The organism is Pseudomonas sp. Pseu.R1 (genome assembly GCF_045764065.1).
Taxonomy (GTDB): domain Bacteria; phylum Pseudomonadota; class Gammaproteobacteria; order Pseudomonadales; family Pseudomonadaceae; genus Aquipseudomonas.
This window is the reverse complement of the sequence record NZ_JBJGEE020000001.1, coordinates 2,633,694-2,647,975: the sequence shown is the minus strand read 5'-3', so window position 1 is coordinate 2,647,975 and position 14,282 is coordinate 2,633,694. Positions and strand designations below refer to the sequence as shown.

General features: G+C 58.5%; 14 protein-coding genes and 2 pseudogenes. 7 read left to right on the top strand and 9 right to left on the bottom strand.

Annotated features, from left to right (window positions below; translation table 11 throughout):
- The first annotated feature begins 93 nt into the window (after positions 1-93).
- Positions 94-792: an OmpA family protein gene (locus tag ACI5GA_RS12205; RefSeq protein ID WP_404633881.1), complete on the top strand. Its 699-nt coding sequence runs from the start codon at positions 94-96 to the stop codon at positions 790-792.
- A gap of 98 nt (positions 793-890) precedes the next feature.
- On the opposite strand, the gene ACI5GA_RS12200 is transcribed toward ACI5GA_RS12205, so the two are convergent.
- From ACI5GA_RS12200 to ACI5GA_RS12190, 3 genes and pseudogenes are all read right to left on the bottom strand, one after another.
- Positions 891-1,790, bottom strand: a complete 900-nt coding sequence (locus tag ACI5GA_RS12200) for an acyltransferase (RefSeq protein WP_421422877.1) — start codon at positions 1,788-1,790, stop codon at positions 891-893.
- A 96-nt stretch (positions 1,791-1,886) separates the two neighbouring features.
- Complete coding sequence (gene pta / locus ACI5GA_RS12195; protein WP_404633877.1) at positions 1,887-3,980, bottom strand: phosphate acetyltransferase; 2,094 nt, start codon at positions 3,978-3,980, stop codon at positions 1,887-1,889.
- A 76-nt stretch (positions 3,981-4,056) separates the two neighbouring features.
- Positions 4,057-4,420 (bottom strand): annotated as a pseudogene (locus ACI5GA_RS12190) (DUF3565 domain-containing protein).
- Here ACI5GA_RS12190 and ACI5GA_RS12185 point away from each other — a divergent pair.
- The 3 genes from ACI5GA_RS12185 to ACI5GA_RS12175 all read left to right on the top strand — a co-directional run bounded on the left by ACI5GA_RS12185 (position 4,389) and on the right by ACI5GA_RS12175 (position 6,866).
- Entirely contained in the window at positions 4,389-4,874 is a 486-nt protein-coding gene (locus ACI5GA_RS12185; RefSeq protein WP_404633875.1) for an FKBP-type peptidyl-prolyl cis-trans isomerase, read from the top strand. The pseudogene ACI5GA_RS12190 and the gene ACI5GA_RS12185 sit on opposite strands and share 32 nt — an antisense overlap.
- A gap of 131 nt (positions 4,875-5,005) precedes the next feature.
- On the top strand, positions 5,006-5,488 hold the full coding sequence (locus ACI5GA_RS12180; protein WP_299607273.1) for a glutathione peroxidase: 483 nt from the start codon (positions 5,006-5,008) through the stop codon (positions 5,486-5,488).
- A 274-nt stretch (positions 5,489-5,762) separates the two neighbouring features.
- The gene (locus ACI5GA_RS12175; protein WP_404633873.1) at positions 5,763-6,866 is read left to right on the top strand and encodes an NADH:flavin oxidoreductase; all 1,104 of its coding nucleotides are present in this window, start codon (positions 5,763-5,765) and stop codon (positions 6,864-6,866) included.
- Positions 6,867-7,010: 144 nt separating this feature from the next.
- Here the strand turns inward: ACI5GA_RS12175 and ACI5GA_RS12170 are convergent.
- The 3 genes and pseudogenes from ACI5GA_RS12170 to ACI5GA_RS12160 form a co-directional block, all read right to left on the bottom strand.
- Positions 7,011-8,269, bottom strand: a pseudogene (locus tag ACI5GA_RS12170) (IS256 family transposase).
- A gap of 112 nt (positions 8,270-8,381) precedes the next feature.
- On the bottom strand, positions 8,382-9,548 hold the full coding sequence (locus ACI5GA_RS12165; RefSeq protein ID WP_421422876.1) for a glycosyltransferase family 4 protein: 1,167 nt from the start codon (positions 9,546-9,548) through the stop codon (positions 8,382-8,384).
- A 116-nt stretch (positions 9,549-9,664) separates the two neighbouring features.
- Positions 9,665-9,958: a hypothetical protein gene (locus ACI5GA_RS12160; protein ID WP_421422875.1), complete on the bottom strand. Its 294-nt coding sequence runs from the start codon at positions 9,956-9,958 to the stop codon at positions 9,665-9,667.
- Positions 9,959-10,129: 171 nt separating this feature from the next.
- Between ACI5GA_RS12160 and ACI5GA_RS12155 the strand changes: the two genes are divergently transcribed.
- On the top strand, positions 10,130-10,738 hold the full coding sequence (locus tag ACI5GA_RS12155; protein WP_421422874.1) for a hypothetical protein: 609 nt from the start codon (positions 10,130-10,132) through the stop codon (positions 10,736-10,738).
- Between the two features lie 39 nt (positions 10,739-10,777).
- On the opposite strand, the gene cysZ is transcribed toward ACI5GA_RS12155, so the two are convergent.
- Complete coding sequence (gene cysZ / locus ACI5GA_RS12150; RefSeq protein WP_404633865.1) at positions 10,778-11,530, bottom strand: sulfate transporter CysZ; 753 nt, start codon at positions 11,528-11,530, stop codon at positions 10,778-10,780.
- 261 nt (positions 11,531-11,791) lie between these two features.
- On the opposite strand from cysZ, the gene ACI5GA_RS12145 reads away from it, so the two are divergent.
- Both ACI5GA_RS12145 and trxB read left to right on the top strand, forming a co-directional pair.
- Complete coding sequence (locus tag ACI5GA_RS12145; protein ID WP_404633863.1) at positions 11,792-12,391, top strand: peroxiredoxin; 600 nt, start codon at positions 11,792-11,794, stop codon at positions 12,389-12,391.
- A gap of 158 nt (positions 12,392-12,549) precedes the next feature.
- Positions 12,550-13,512: a thioredoxin-disulfide reductase gene (gene trxB, locus ACI5GA_RS12140; RefSeq protein ID WP_404633861.1), complete on the top strand. Its 963-nt coding sequence runs from the start codon at positions 12,550-12,552 to the stop codon at positions 13,510-13,512.
- Between the two features lie 90 nt (positions 13,513-13,602).
- Here the strand turns inward: trxB and ACI5GA_RS12135 are convergent, their stop codons facing one another.
- Together ACI5GA_RS12135 and ACI5GA_RS12130 are read right to left on the bottom strand one after the other, a co-directional pair.
- Positions 13,603-13,944, bottom strand: coding sequence for a HopJ type III effector protein (locus ACI5GA_RS12135; RefSeq protein ID WP_421422873.1), 342 nt, complete (start codon positions 13,942-13,944; stop codon positions 13,603-13,605).
- Positions 13,941-14,231, bottom strand: coding sequence for a DUF1244 domain-containing protein (locus ACI5GA_RS12130; protein ID WP_421422872.1), 291 nt, complete (start codon positions 14,229-14,231; stop codon positions 13,941-13,943). Before ACI5GA_RS12130 ends, ACI5GA_RS12135 begins: the two co-directional genes overlap by 4 nt.
- Positions 14,232-14,282 lie beyond the last annotated feature (51 nt).

Below are 14,282 nucleotides of genomic sequence, written 5' to 3'. Positions count from 1 at the left end.
GTTAAGGAATTTTTGACGGCGAGCATGCTCTAATCGCGCAAATCGCTCGGCCTTTTCAGTGGCCGTGTAAAGCAAAACAGGAGCACTTCCGAGATGTTTACCTTTCGCCGTTTGATCATCGCTGCGACCGCGCTGGCCGTATTGTCTGGCTGCGCATCGCAAAATCCTTACGACAATCAGGGGCAAGCGCAGAATTCCGGCGGGATGAGCAAAACCGCCAAGTACGGTGGTCTGGGCGCATTGGCTGGCGCCGTCGCGGGTGCTGCCATCGATCACAACAACCGCGGCAAGGGCGCCTTGATCGGCGCGGCCGTGGTGGGTGCCGCCTCCGCCGGTTACGGTTATTACGCCGACAAACAGGAGGCTGCGTTGCGCGCGAGCATGGCCAACACTGGCGTTCAGGTACAGCGTGAAGGCGATAACATCAAGTTGGTGATGCCGGGCAATATCACGTTCGCCACCGACTCTTCGGCCATCGCCAGCAGCTTCTACGCGCCGTTGAACAACCTGGCAGGCTCGCTGAAACAGTACAACCAGAACGTGATCGAGATCGTGGGTTATACCGACAGCACCGGCAGCCGCCAGCACAACATGGACCTGTCGCAACAGCGTGCGCAGAGCGTGGCGACTTACCTGACTTCGCAGGGCGTCGATGCTTCTCACCTGTCGGTACGGGGTGCCGGTCCTGATTCGCCGATCGCCAGCAACGCCGATGTCAATGGCCGTGCCCAGAACCGTCGCGTCGAGGTCAACCTCAAGCCGATTCCTGGTCAGCAATATCAGCAGCAATAACCTGACCGCGTTCTATCAGACAACCCCGGCCTTCGTGCCGGGGTTTTTGTTTGCTCGCGAAGGAGTCCTCAATGGATGAGCGCTGCGAGCGACATGAGTCAGCCGGAATACCGCTCACGCATCTGCCCCAGCAACGCATCCTTTTCTTCCCACAGGCGGTTGATCCACTGCTGGAACTCTGCGCGATACGCCTCGTCCTGGTCGTAGCTCTTGCCGATGAACTGCGTCGGAATCTGTACTTCTTCAAAGTGCGCAACCACCTCACGAACGCGTCCGCACAGCAGGTCCCAATAGCCGGGACGACCAAAAGGGTAATGGATGGTCACGTTGACGATGGATTCAAGCTGTTCGCCCATCGCATCCAGCACAAACGCAATGCCACCCGCCTTGGGCTTGAGCAGATAACGAAAGGGTGATTGCTGTTGTGCGTGCTTGCCACGGGTAAAGCGCGTGCCCTCGGCGAAGTTGAAAATGCCCACCGGGTTGTTGCGAAATTTCGCACAGGTGCGGCGCGTGGTTTCCAGGTCCTTGCCTTTCTTTTCCGGGTGTTTGGCCAGATACGCCTTGCTGTAACGTTTCATGAATGGAAAGCCCAACGCCCACCACGCCAGGCCAATCACTGGCACCCAGATCAGCTCTTGTTTGAGGAAGAACTTCAGCGGGCGAATGCGCCGGTTGAGCACGTACTGCAACACCATGATGTCGACCCAGCTCTGGTGGTTGCTGGTCACCAGATACGAGTGCTGATAGTCCAGACCTTCCAGCCCGCTCAAGTGCCAGCGAGTACGGCCCAGCAGGTTGATCCAGGCGTTGTTGTTGCTGATCCACGCTTCGTGAATGTGGCTCATCAGCCAGTCGGTGACTTTCTGCGCCGCAGGGAAGGGCAGGCACAGTTTGAAGATCGCGACGATGAACAGCGGGGTGCAGCAGACAATCGTATTGAGCGCCAACAGCAGCGAGGCGATGACACCGCGCAAAGGGGCGGGCAAGAAATCCATGAGGGACCGAACTCCGAGGGTAAGACAGCCGCCGGTGCGTTCCCGGCGGCGTTATTGTGAGTGAACGATGTTTCAGGACGACAGCTATTGCGACGCCTATTGCGGCAAGGTCGCGGCCTGAATGGCCGTCAGGGCGATGGTGTAGACAATGTCGTCCACCTGAGCACCACGCGGCAGGTCGTTCACGGGTTTACGCAGGCCTTGCAACATCGGGCCGAGGCTCACGCAATCCGCACTGCGTTGCACGGCCTTGTAGGTCGTGTTGCCAGTGTTGAGGTCAGGAAACACGAACACGTTGGCGCGACCGGCCACCGGGCTGTCGGGGGCCAGCTGTCGGGCGACATTTTCGTTGGCGGCGGCGTCGTATTGCAGCGGGCCGTCGATCAACAGGCTGCGCTGGGTTTCCTGCGCCAGTTGCGTGGCTTCACGGACCTTCTCGACTTCCTCGCCGCTGTCGGAGTGGTTGCTTGAATAGCTGATCATCGCCACCCGAGGCGACAAGCCGAATGCAACGGCCGAGTCGGCGCTCTGAACGGCGATTTCCGCCAGCTCCTGTGCCGTTGGATGCGGGTTCATGATGCAGTCGCCGTAGACCAGCACCTGCTCGGGGAACAGCATGAAAAACACCGACGACACCAGTGTGCAGCCCGGCGCGGTCTTGATCAGTTGCAGGGCCGGGCGGATGGTGTTGGCGGTGGAGTGAATGACGCCAGACACCAGCCCGTCGACTTCATCCAGCGCCAGCATCATCGTGCCGATCACCACCGGGTCTTCCAATTGTTGCTCGGCCATCGGCGCGTTGAGGCTCTTGTTCTTGCGCAGGTCGACCATGGGGGCCACGTAGCGTTCGCGAATCACGTCCGGGTCGAGGATTTCCAGCCCCGGCGGCAACTCGATGCCTTGGGCCCGGGCGACGGCCTGAACTTCGTCAGGCTTGGCGAGCAATACACAACGGGCGATGCCCCGGGCCGTACAGATGGCAGCGGCCTGCACGGTCAGCGGCTCGGCGCCTTCCGGCAGAACGATGCGCTTGTTGGCAGCTTGCGCGCGCTGAATCAGTTGATAGCGGAACACGGCGGGTGACAGGCGCATTTCACGCGGGGTGCCGCAGCGCTGGTGCAGCCAGTTGGCGTCCAGATGGCTGGCGACAAAGTCAGTAATGATCTCCGCGCGTTCGCGGTCGTCGATCGGGATTTCCTTGTTCAACTGGTTGAGCTGGTTGGCCGTATCGTACGACCCCGTGCTCACCGACAACACCGGCAACCCGGCCTGCAACGCGCCTCGGCACAGGTCCATGATGCGTGGATCTGGCAAGGTGTCGCTGGTCAACAGCAGACCGGCCAGCGGTACGCCGTTCAACGTGGCCAGGCTGACGGCGAGGATGATGTCGTCGCGGTCTCCCGGTGTCACCACCAGCACGCCTGGCTTGAGCAGTTGCAGTGTGTTGAGCACGGTGCGGGCGCAGATGATGATCTTCGACATGCGCCGCTGTTCGTAATCGCCTGCGTTGATCACCTGCGCGCCCATTAAATCGGCCACATCGCGGGTGCGCGGCGCGTTGAGGTCAGCCTGAAACGGGATGCAACCCAGCAGACGGAAATCGCCACTACGCAGTAACGGCGAGTGTTCTTTCAAGCGCGCCGAGAAGGCTTCCATGCTCTCGTCGGTACGCACTTTGTTGAGGATCACACCCAGCACTTTCGGGTCTTTCGGGCCGCCGAACATCTGCGCTTGCAACTCGACGCGACCGGAAAGCTCGGTCAGCACTTCATTTTCCGGGGCCGACACCAGAATCACTTCAGCGTCGAGCGCTTTGGCCATGTGCAAGTTGACCCGGGCGGCGTAGCTGGCGGTGCGGGTTGGCACCATGCCCTCGACGATGACCACATCGCGGCCTTCGCATGCCTGCTGATAGAGAGTGATGATTTCTTCCAGCAGCTCATCCAGTTGGCCCTCACCGAGCATGCGCTCGACATGGGCCAGTGCCAGCGGTTTGGGCGGTTTGAGGCCGTGGGTGCGGGCGACCAGTTCGGTCGAGCGCTCGGGGCCGAGATCGCCAGGGTGAGGCTGGGCGATGGGTTTGAAAAAGCCGACTTTGAGTCCGGCGCGCTCCAGGGTTCTCACCAGCCCCAGGCTGATGGACGTCAAACCCACACCGAAGTCTGTGGGCGCGATAAAGAAAGTCTGCATGCGGGCTTCTCGAAGGTGAGCGTGCAAAGGTCATCAATGGACCGGGCGAAACAGGACGCTGTTCAAGCGCAGCGTCTCAATGGGGGACAAGGTTATCGTCATCTGCCCCCTGCGCACACCAGCCACAGCGAAAGGATTGGCCTATTTTTTCATGTCGCTGCTGCGCATCGAGTACCCAGGCCCGTGACTGCCATGGCGGCTGGTGGCGCAGATGCTGGGTATGGCCGCAGGACAGCTCGGCGATCCAGTGACCGTCCTCGTCCTGATGGAAACCGGTAATCGTGGTGTCGCTGCCGGGCATCATGGGGTCGCGCAATCGGGGCCGTCCGTCTGAGTTGCGTTCGCTTTCGCGCGAGGGCTTGGTTAGACTTGCTCGCTCATATCTCTATTTGCAAAAGGTCTTGCCCCATGCCGATCGCCGCCAACAAGGCTGTCTCCATCGACTATACCCTGACTAACGACGCTGGTGAGGTCATCGACAGTTCGTCCGGCGGCGCGCCGCTGGTTTACCTGCACGGCGCGGGTAACATCATTCCGGGTCTGGAAAAGGCACTGGAAGGCAAGGATGTCGGTGACGAGCTGAAAGTCGCCATCGAACCAGAAGACGCTTACGGCGAATACTCGGCCGAGCTGGTCAGCACCCTGAACCGCAGCATGTTCGAAGGTGTCGACGAGCTGGAAGTCGGGATGCAGTTCCACGCCTCCGCGCCGGACGGTCAGATGCAGATCGTCACCATCCGTGACCTGGACGGCGACGACGTCACTGTCGACGGCAACCACCCGCTGGCCGGTCAGCGTCTGAACTTCCAGGTCAAGGTCGTTGCCGTTCGTGACGCCAGTCAGGAAGAAGTCGCTCACGGTCACGTGCATGGCGAAGGCGGCCATCACCACTGATTTGTCCTGCTAAGCTCCAATAGCTGGCCAGGCGTCCTCGCGGGCTTTGCGAAAACCACCTTGGTTTCGCGGTCTGACAGGGCGCCTTTTTCTGCCGATGTTTTTTGTTTAGAGAGCAGGGGAGTTTCGTCATGAGTATATTTCACGACCTGAAATTAAAAGCTCTGGATGGTCAGGAACTGCCTCTCGCGCCGCTGAAAGGCAAAGTGGTTCTGGTGGTCAACGTGGCCTCCAAATGTGGCCTTACGCCGCAATACGCCGCACTTGAAAACCTCTATCAGAAGTACAAGGATCGGGGCTTCAGCGTCTTGGGTTTGCCTTGTAATCAATTTGCCGGTCAAGAACCCGGTACCCAGGAAGAAATTCAGGAATTCTGCTCGCTGAACTACGGCGTGACCTTTCCGCTGGGCGACAAACTGGAAGTGAACGGGCCTCATCGTCATCGGCTCTACCAGATGCTGGCGGGCGAGGGGGCCGAGTTTCCGGGCGACATCACCTGGAACTTCGAAAAATTTCTGGTGGGGCAGGATGGCCGCGTACTGGCGCGCTTCTCTCCGCGCACCACGCCCGATGATCCGGCGGTGATTCAGGCGATTGAAAAGGCGCTGCATTGAGCAGCGCTTTCTGATCTGGCACCTCTCTTTGGGCAGACATGATGTTCTTTGTGGGAGCGAATTCATTCGCGATGACGTCGGCACATTGAATATCTTCTTTGCCTGACACTCCGATTCGCGAATGAATTCGCTCCCACAGAGGTGGCGTGGCTCTCTCACGATTCCTCTAGCCTTCTAAACCTTAATCACCCAAATCAATAGTGCTAGGCATCGCAGCCTCGTCGGCTCATTCTGTATGACCTTCATAATATTTCCTGCCGCCGAGGACGTTTCGATGCCAGTCAAAGCCTTGTTCAAACCCTTTCATATGGGCAGCCTGGAATTGCCGACGCGCGTGGTGATGGCCCCAATGACCCGCTCGTTTTCTCCGGGTGGCGTGCCCAATTCCAAGGTGATCGAGTATTACCGCCGTCGTGCCGCGGCAGGCGTGGGCCTGATCATCACCGAGGGCACAACCGTCGGCCACAAGGCCTCCAACGGCTACCCGAATGTGCCGCAATTCTTCGGCGAGGCCGCATTGGCAGGCTGGAAGAAAGTGGTCGAAGCGGTCCATGCCGAGGGCGGCAAGATCGTTCCGCAACTCTGGCACGTGGGCGCCGTGCGTCGCTTGGGCACAGAGCCGGATGGCACCGTTCCGGCTTATGGCCCGACCGAGAAACTCAAGGATGGCAATGTCGTCGTTCACGGCATGAGCAAACAGGACATTGCCGACGTCATCGCCGCTTTCGCCCAGGCTGCCAAAGACGCAAAAGACATCGGCATGGACGGCGTGGAAATCCACGGCGCTCACGGCTATATCGTCGACCAGTTCTTCTGGGAGGGCACCAACCAGCGTACCGACGAATACGGCGGTGATCTGGCGCACCGTTCGCGCTTTGCCATCGAGCTGATTCAGGCGGTGCGCGCCGCTGTCGGCCCTGACTTCCCAATCATCTTCCGTTACTCCCAATGGAAGCAGCAGGACTACAGCGCACGTCTGGTGCAGACCCCGGAAGCGCTGGAGGCGTTCCTCAAGCCGCTTTCTGACGCAGGCGTGGATATTTTCCACTGCTCGACGCGCCGTTTCTGGGAACCGGAATTCGAAGGTTCCGACCTCAACCTCGCAGGCTGGACGCGCAAACTGACCGGCAAGCCGACCATTACTGTGGGCAGTGTGGGGCTGGATGGTGAGTTTTTGCAGTTCATGGTCAACACCGACAAGGTGGCCAAACCGGCCAGCCTGGAGAACCTGCTCAAGCGTCTGGGTGATGACGAGTTCGACCTGGTGGCCGTGGGCCGTGCGTTGCTGGTCGACCCGGATTGGGCAGTGAAAGTGCGCGATGGCCGTGAAGAAGACATCCTGCCGTTCAGCCGCGATGCGTTGGGTAAGTTGGAGTAAGTTTTACGGGGGGGAATGACAATCTGTGGGAGCGAATTCATTCGCGATGACGTCGGCACATTGAACATTCTTTTCGCCTGACACGGGAGTATCAGTTTTTTTGTGTTCGGGCTGGTCTGGCCTGCCGTTAGGCAGGCCGTTGTTTCACCAGCTTGGTCTGGTAAAACGGTCTCCATAGAGAATCGCAAACTGGTTAAGCGCCACTTTCCAGTCGTGTGCCGCACGGCTCCAATCCGCAGTGATATTGCGTAACGCCAGCCAGATCAATTTTGTCGCGGCATCATCTGTCGGGAAGTGCCCACGAGTCTTGATGATCTTTCGCAACTGAGCGTTGATGCTTTCGATGGCGTTGGTCGTGTAGACCACTTTACGGATGGCTGGCGGGAAGACAAAGAACGGGATCACCCGATCCCAGGCACGACGCCACGCAGCGACTACTGTCGGATACTGTTTGCCCCAAGGCCCTGCTTCAAAGGCGTTCAGCTCTTGTTCCGCAGCATCAGCGTTGATCGCCTGGTAAATAGGCTTGAGCGCTTTGGCCAGCGGACGGCGTTTATCCCAAGCCGCGTAATCAAGACTGTTTCGGATCAGATGCACGATGCAGGTTTGCAGCGTGGTGGCAGGAAAAACCGCTCCCAAGGCCTCCGGTATGCCTTTGAGCCCGTCAGTGACGGCGATCAGAACATCTTCAACGCCTCGCGTTTTTAGATCGTTGAACACCTTCATCCAGAACTTCGCGCCCTCTGTGCTCTCGATCCAGATACCCAAGATGTCACGCGTGCCATCCGGCAATACGCCCAGCGCCAGATATATCGCCTTGTTGCGCACCAAGCCCTCATCACGGATCTTCACTCGCAATGCATCGAAGAAGATGACCGGATACATCGGTTCAAAGGGCGCTGCTGCCATGCTCCAACCTCATCCAGCACAGCATCCGTCACCGAGCTGATGAAATCGTGCGATACATCTGTTCCGTACTGCTCCGCCAGAAAAGCGCGTATCTCACGCACCGTCATGCCGCGGGCGTACATGGCGATAATCTTGTCGTCAAAGCCGGTAAAACGGCGTTCGTGTTTGGGAATCAGGATGGGAGCGAAGCTGCCGTCTCGGTCTCTGGGAATGTCCAGGCGAAGCGGCCCATCGTCGGTGAGCACCGTTTTGCCGCTTTTGCCGTTGCGCTGGTTGGTCGAATCCTCGGGGCGCTCCGCGCCCTGAGGATAGCCAAGGTGCTGCCCCAGTTCGGCACCTAAGGCGCGCTCGATCAGCGCTTTTTTGAACGCCATCGAGGCATCCTGAATGGCTTCGGCGCTCATCGGCCCCTTAACGAACTGGTCGATGATCTCTTGGGGAATCGAGGGCAGCTCTCTCGATGTTGCACTGGCAGCTTTCTTTTTGGTCGGCATACATGCACCTCTAGCTACATGTTAGGCCCGAACACAAAATTTCTGACAGTCTCCCTGACACACCGATTCGCGAATAAATTCGCTCCCACAGGGAATCACCTGAAGACTGTCATTACGCGCCTAGAGCGACCCCATCCCGCGTCTCACTGGCATTACGCAAATAGCATTCAAACGCTTCGATCACGCCCGACCAGCCCTGACGGCTCGCGTGCTGACGCGCATTCAAGCGCACTCTGCGCAGCGTTTCGTCGTCCTCCAGCATCCAGCGCGCCGCGTCGATGAATCCCTCTTCATCCCCCGGCATCGCCACGGCGCCGTTATGCCCATGACGAATATGCTGGGCCGCTGCTGCTTCGTCATACGCCACAACTCCCAGTCCGGAAGCCAGCGCTTCGAGCACAACGTTGCCAAAAGTTTCAGTCATGCTCGGAAACAGAAACAGATCCCCCGACGCGTAATGTGCCGCCAACGCTTCGCCGCGTTGCGTGCCGCAGAAAATCGCATCAGGCAGTTGCTGCTCTAATGTCATGCGAATGGGGCCGTCACCTACAATCACCAGCTTGAGCTTTTTATCGGGATAAGCGCTGGCCAGGCTGTCGAAACTGGTCTTGAGCAGGCCCAGATTTTTTTCCGCCGCCAGCCGTCCTACGTGCAAAACAGCCGTGTCACCTGGCTCCAGTCCCCAAGCCTCACGCAAGAGACTGGAGCGACGAGACGGGTGAAAAAGCTGACAATCCACACCGCGCGATAGCAGTTCCAACCGCTCGAAGCCTCTGCGCTCCAGTTCGGTTTTCTGACTGGCACTCGGCACCAGCGTGGCGTTGGAGCGGTTGTGAAACCAGCGCAGATACGAGGTCAGCAAGCGCGTGATGAACCCCAACCCGTACTGGCGCGTGTACTGCTGAAAATTGGTGTGAAAACCGCTGACAATCGCAATGCGCAGCCGACGCGCCGCCCTCAAAGCCGAAAGTCCCAGCGGCCCCTCGGTCGCGATGTACAACACGTCAGGCCTGTTGCGTTGCCAGCGCCGCAACAACTTGTGCATCGACGACTGCCCCCACTGCAAGCCCGGATACCCGGGAATCGGCCAGCCGCGACACAGCATCAAATCATCCCCGGCCGCCCGCAGCTCATCCTCGCTCTGGCGCGGCCGAATCACCTCCACCCGATGCCCGCGCGTGCGCAAACCGTCGCACAACCGGCTCAGCGTATTGGCCACGCCGTTGATTTCCGGTGCATAGGTTTCAGTGATCAGGGTGATGTGCAGGGATTTACTCATGACAGCCAGTTTCAGAGGGCTGCGTTGCGCTTGTGTGGCGGTTGGGTGATGGATTTGTGACGGTTGAACAATGGCGCGATAGCGCTACGTACCATTGTTCAAAAGCCGGTGAGGTCTTATCCGGCGGTGGTAAGCGGCAATATCCGCGACCTGCCAACGCGCTCCAGAGCCGCCGCTTCCGGCACGTAACTCGTCTGCACAAGGTTCAGGCTGATCAGATCCAGATGGCAACGAGGTTTGACCTGTCTTGCCAGGTTTGCGGGTTCCGCTTTCAAGGTCTTGGATGTCGCCGTTTCCACTGCTTCGGCGAGCGCCTGCATGAACTTGGGCGCGTTGGGTTCTGGTTTGGGTTTCGGTTTCAGCAGCACGGACTGAGGCGGGTTCGATGCGTCGACACGATTCATTTCCATGGACATGACACTCCTGATGAAAGCGCCCGGAGTGGGCTTGTCCATGGTTGAACAGGTCAGTTGTGGGATGTTCGGAAGACTTTTGTAGGACTCTTCCTGATTTTTCGGGAGGTGATTAAAAACGCGTTTTGACCGCTAGGATGCGCTGCACTTACTCACCGAGGGAACGATGTGTCTGACGTTTTTTATACGCCGCCTGCTGCTGATTTACAGCCGCCCAGCAATGGCCATCCGGAATTCTTCACGGTCGCACCACGCAAGCTGATCGTGATGATGTTGCTGACTCATGGTCTCTATGTCGCTTACTGGTTCTATCAGAACTGGAAGAACTATAGAAATCGCTCAGGACGAGAGATTTGGCCTTTGGCGCGCACCCTGTTTGCGCTTTTTTACACACCTTCACTGTTCTGCAAAATTGACCGGGCGTCCAAGGTCAAGAGCGCGACAGGTATGCCTTACTGGGGGATCAGTAGTGTTCTGTATGTGCTCTTGCCGTTTATTCCTTTTCTCATCGGCTTTGCGTACGGTATGTACAGAGCGCTCAGCGGCAGTGATACCGCACCAATCGAATTCTGGCTCGACTTCTTCATGGGAACTGCGGTGATTGTGTTTCAGAGCTTGATCGTGCTGAGGGTTCAGCGATTCATCAACCTTGTAAACGAAGACCCGAATGGGATGGCGAATGCTCGTTACACTGTAGGCAATTTCATCTGGATCCTGATTGGCCTATTGGTATGGTTTTCAATCAGTGTGGGGACGCATCTTGCGTTTCAGGCATGATCAAACAAGGCCTCATTTGAGGCCCTTTTTTAACTGCTGTTAAACCCTCTCCGCCAATGTCTCCGCCCCACGCTCTCTGACCCAAAACATCGTCGCCCCGGCCACCGCCGCAGGCATCATCAGGATGTTGACCACCGGGATCAGCAGCGCCAGGTACACAATTCCGCCAAAGCTCATGCTCTGCCAGCGCTTGGCGCGTAGCCAGGCGAGCATGTCTTGCCAGCTCATCTTGTGGTTGTCGGCGGGGTAGTCGATGTACTGGATGGCCATCATCCACACGCCGAAGATCAGCCACAGTGGCGCAGCAACAATATTGACCACGGGAATCCACGACAGGATGAACAGGCCAATGGCGCGGGGCAGGAAGTAGCCCAGTTTGCGCATTTCGCGGCTCAGGGTGCGAGGGATCATTTCGATCAATTCGCCCCAACTGAAGGCCGGGAAGTCGTCTTTTCCGCGTAGCACGACTTCCACTTTCTCAGAAAGAAAGCCATTGAACGGCGCGGCGATGACGTTGGCGATCATGGTGAAGGTGAAAAACACCATCAGGACGACTAGTGCGACGAACAGCGGCCAGAGGATGTAATTAAGGAAGCTCAGCCAGCTCGGCAGGGTGGGCATGAATGAGTCGACCCAGAGGCTGAATTCATGACCGGCGAAATAGATGAGGGCGCCGAACAGCACCAGATTGATGGTCAGCGGCAACAGGACGAACAGACGCAGGCCGGGGCTGAGGATCAGTTTCAGGCCTTCGCGCAGGTATTGAGGGCCAGAGAGAGCGGGTGCAGGCATGTGGGCCTCCAAACGTTGAAAACGCGCCGACCTTACCGGCTTTGCGAGAACGGCGGAAGCTGGATCAGCCTTTGGACATTCGCCGAAACAATCTGACGAGGGTAGAGTCTATCGATACCCCGCGCGTAGCAGCTTGTCGGAATAGGGGCGGTCTATGAGCTGGATTGTGAAACGATATTTCCTTAATCTTCGCCGCCCCGATAAGCTTGCGGGCAACTTTTAGACCTATTCCCATTCACTTTGAACCTCGAAGGAGTTTTGATGAGCGTTCTGGTAAACAAACAAGCCCCTGATTTCACCGCAGCGGCAGTCCTGGGTGACGGTTCGATCGTCGACAGCTTCCAGCTGTCTTCCCTGCGCGGCAAATACGTCGTGCTGTTTTTCTGGCCACTGGACTTCACGTTCGTGTGCCCGTCGGAAATCATCGCCCACGACAACCGCGTCGCTAAATTCCGCGACCTGGGCGTTGAAGTGGTTGGCGTTTCCGTCGACTCGCATTTCACCCACGCAGCATGGCGCAACACCCCGGTTGAAAAGGGCGGCATTGGCCAAGTCCAGTTCACCATGGTTGCCGACATCAAGCACGAAATCACTCGCGCTTATGGCATCGAACACGAAGACGGCGTTGCGCTGCGCGGTTCGTTCCTGATCGACCAGAACGGCGTGGTTCAGCACCAGGTTGTGAACAACCTGCCACTGGGTCGCGACGTTGACGAAATGGTCCGTCTGGTTGAAGCCCTGCAGTTCACTGAACAGCACGGCGAAGTCTGCCCGGCTGGCTGGCGTCCAGGCCAGAAAGGCATGAAGGCTGACGCTTCCGGCGTTGCCGATTACCTGGCTGAGAACGCCAAGAGCTTGTAATACCGTCGCTGCGGTTTCGGCCGCAGCGTCACGATTTCAGGATGGGTGAGCGTACTGTGCGAAGTGGCTCGCCGATCCGTTTTATTCAGCCGGTACGCCGGTACAGATCTCAGTAACTCCGACCACACGTAACGATGGCCGGTCGATAGGAGTGTGTCATGTCTGATGTACGTCATTCCCGAGTGATTATTCTCGGCTCCGGCCCTGCCGGTTACAGCGCTGCGGTGTATGCAGCACGCGCCAACCTCAAGCCTCTGCTGATCACCGGCATGCAGGCGGGTGGTCAACTGACCACCACCACCGAAGTCGACAACTGGCCGGGCGACCCCCATGGCCTGACCGGCCCGGTGCTGATGGAGCGTATGCGCGAGCACGCCGAGCGTTTCGAGACCGAGATCATTTTCGATCACATCAACGCTGTGGATCTGGCCGGTAAGCCGTTCAGCCTCAAGGGCGACAGCGGCACCTACACCTGTGACGCGCTGATCATCGCTACCGGCGCCAGCGCTCGCTATCTGGGCCTGCCGTCCGAAGAAGCGTTCATGGGCAAAGGCGTTTCGGCCTGCGCGACCTGCGACGGCTTCTTCTACCGCAACAAGCCGGTGGCTGTGGTCGGTGGTGGCAACACCGCAGTGGAGGAGGCGCTGTACCTGGCCAACATCGCCAGCAAAGTGACTCTGGTTCACCGCCGCGATACCTTCCGCGCCGAGAAGATCCTGATCGACAAGCTGCACGCACGTGTGGCTGAAGGCAAGATCGAGCTCAAGCTCAACGCCACGCTGGACGAAGTGCTGGGCGACAACATGGGCGTGACCGGTGCGCGCCTGAAGAACAACGACGGCAGCTTCGATGAAGTGAAAGTCGACGGCGTGTTCATCGCCATCGGCCACACCCCGAACACGTCGCTGTTCGAAGGCCAACTGGCGCTGAAAGATGGCTACATGGTCGTCAACGGTGGCCGTGAAGGCAACGCGACCGCTACCAGCGTTGAAGGTGTGTTCGCGGCGGGCGACGTGGCTGACCACGTGTACCGTCAGGCAATCACCTCGGCTGGCGCAGGCTGCATGGCGGCACTGGACGTCGAGCGTTACCTGGACGGCCTGGCGAACGCTTCGTTCTGATCGGCTGTTCCACAACGAAAAAACCGGCTCAATTAGGCCGGTTTTTTTGTGTCTGCGGACAGCTCGCTGTTACAGGGTTTTCATGGTCTTTCAGGCCTTGCGCGACAGGGGCTGGGCAGCGAACTTCACACCCGCCAAGCCATGAGCGATCAACGCACGAATGTTGCCATGATCGCTGCCTTCCGGCGTAGCAACGACCGAACGGTAGTGCTCACCAAACGCCAGCAGCGCCTCTTCGTCGCTCAGACCTTCCAGCAGTGCCAGACCCAGGGTCTTGCAAGAACCTTCGTTCTGTCCCGCAGCGTTTTCCACCGGGCCGTTGCTGAAGGCTTGTGGCTGGTAGTCGTAGTTCGCGGCAACAAAGGCCAGGGTGTCGGCAAACACGTGTTCGCCGGATTTCAGGCTGCTGCGCAGGGTGTTCAGGTCAGTCATTTCTTTTCCTTGGCGAACGCCGCTTGTTGTTCGGCGCTGGCTTCTTTCTGATAAAGGGATTTCCACTCGCTGTACGGCATGCCGTAGACCACTTCGCGGGCGTCATCGAGGCTGAGGTCGATCTGGCGATCATCAGCGGCGGCCTTGTACCACTTGGACAGGCAGTTACGGCAGAAACCGGACAGGTTCATCAGGTCGATGTTCTGCACGTCCTTGCGGCTGTCCAGGTGCGCAACCAGACGACGAAAGGCGGCGGCTTCGAGTTCGAGGCGTTGTTGCTCGGTCATGATGGGCTCGGGCAGAGAAAAGATGGGGCGGATGATAAGAGTGCAGTGGGG

Coding starts and splice junctions, on each gene's coding strand:
- ACI5GA_RS12200 (WP_421422877.1), bottom strand. CDS start 1,790: ATGGATTTCTTGCCCGCCCCTTTGCGCGGTGTCATCGCCTCGCTGCTG.
- ACI5GA_RS12185 (WP_404633875.1), top strand. CDS start 4,389: ATGCCGATCGCCGCCAACAAGGCTGTCTCCATCGACTATACCCTGACT.
- pta (WP_404633877.1), bottom strand. CDS start 3,980: ATGCAGACTTTCTTTATCGCGCCCACAGACTTCGGTGTGGGTTTGACG.
- ACI5GA_RS12165 (WP_421422876.1), bottom strand. CDS start 9,548: ATGAGTAAATCCCTGCACATCACCCTGATCACTGAAACCTATGCACCG.
- ACI5GA_RS12130 (WP_421422872.1), bottom strand. CDS start 14,231: ATGACCGAGCAACAACGCCTCGAACTCGAAGCCGCCGCCTTTCGTCGT.
- cysZ (WP_404633865.1), bottom strand. CDS start 11,530: ATGCCTGCACCCGCTCTCTCTGGCCCTCAATACCTGCGCGAAGGCCTG.
- ACI5GA_RS12205 (WP_404633881.1), top strand. CDS start 94: ATGTTTACCTTTCGCCGTTTGATCATCGCTGCGACCGCGCTGGCCGTA.
- ACI5GA_RS12160 (WP_421422875.1), bottom strand. CDS start 9,958: ATGGAAATGAATCGTGTCGACGCATCGAACCCGCCTCAGTCCGTGCTG.
- ACI5GA_RS12180 (WP_299607273.1), top strand. CDS start 5,006: ATGAGTATATTTCACGACCTGAAATTAAAAGCTCTGGATGGTCAGGAA.
- ACI5GA_RS12135 (WP_421422873.1), bottom strand. CDS start 13,944: ATGACTGACCTGAACACCCTGCGCAGCAGCCTGAAATCCGGCGAACAC.
- ACI5GA_RS12145 (WP_404633863.1), top strand. CDS start 11,792: ATGAGCGTTCTGGTAAACAAACAAGCCCCTGATTTCACCGCAGCGGCA.
- ACI5GA_RS12175 (WP_404633873.1), top strand. CDS start 5,763: ATGCCAGTCAAAGCCTTGTTCAAACCCTTTCATATGGGCAGCCTGGAA.
- trxB (WP_404633861.1), top strand. CDS start 12,550: ATGTCTGATGTACGTCATTCCCGAGTGATTATTCTCGGCTCCGGCCCT.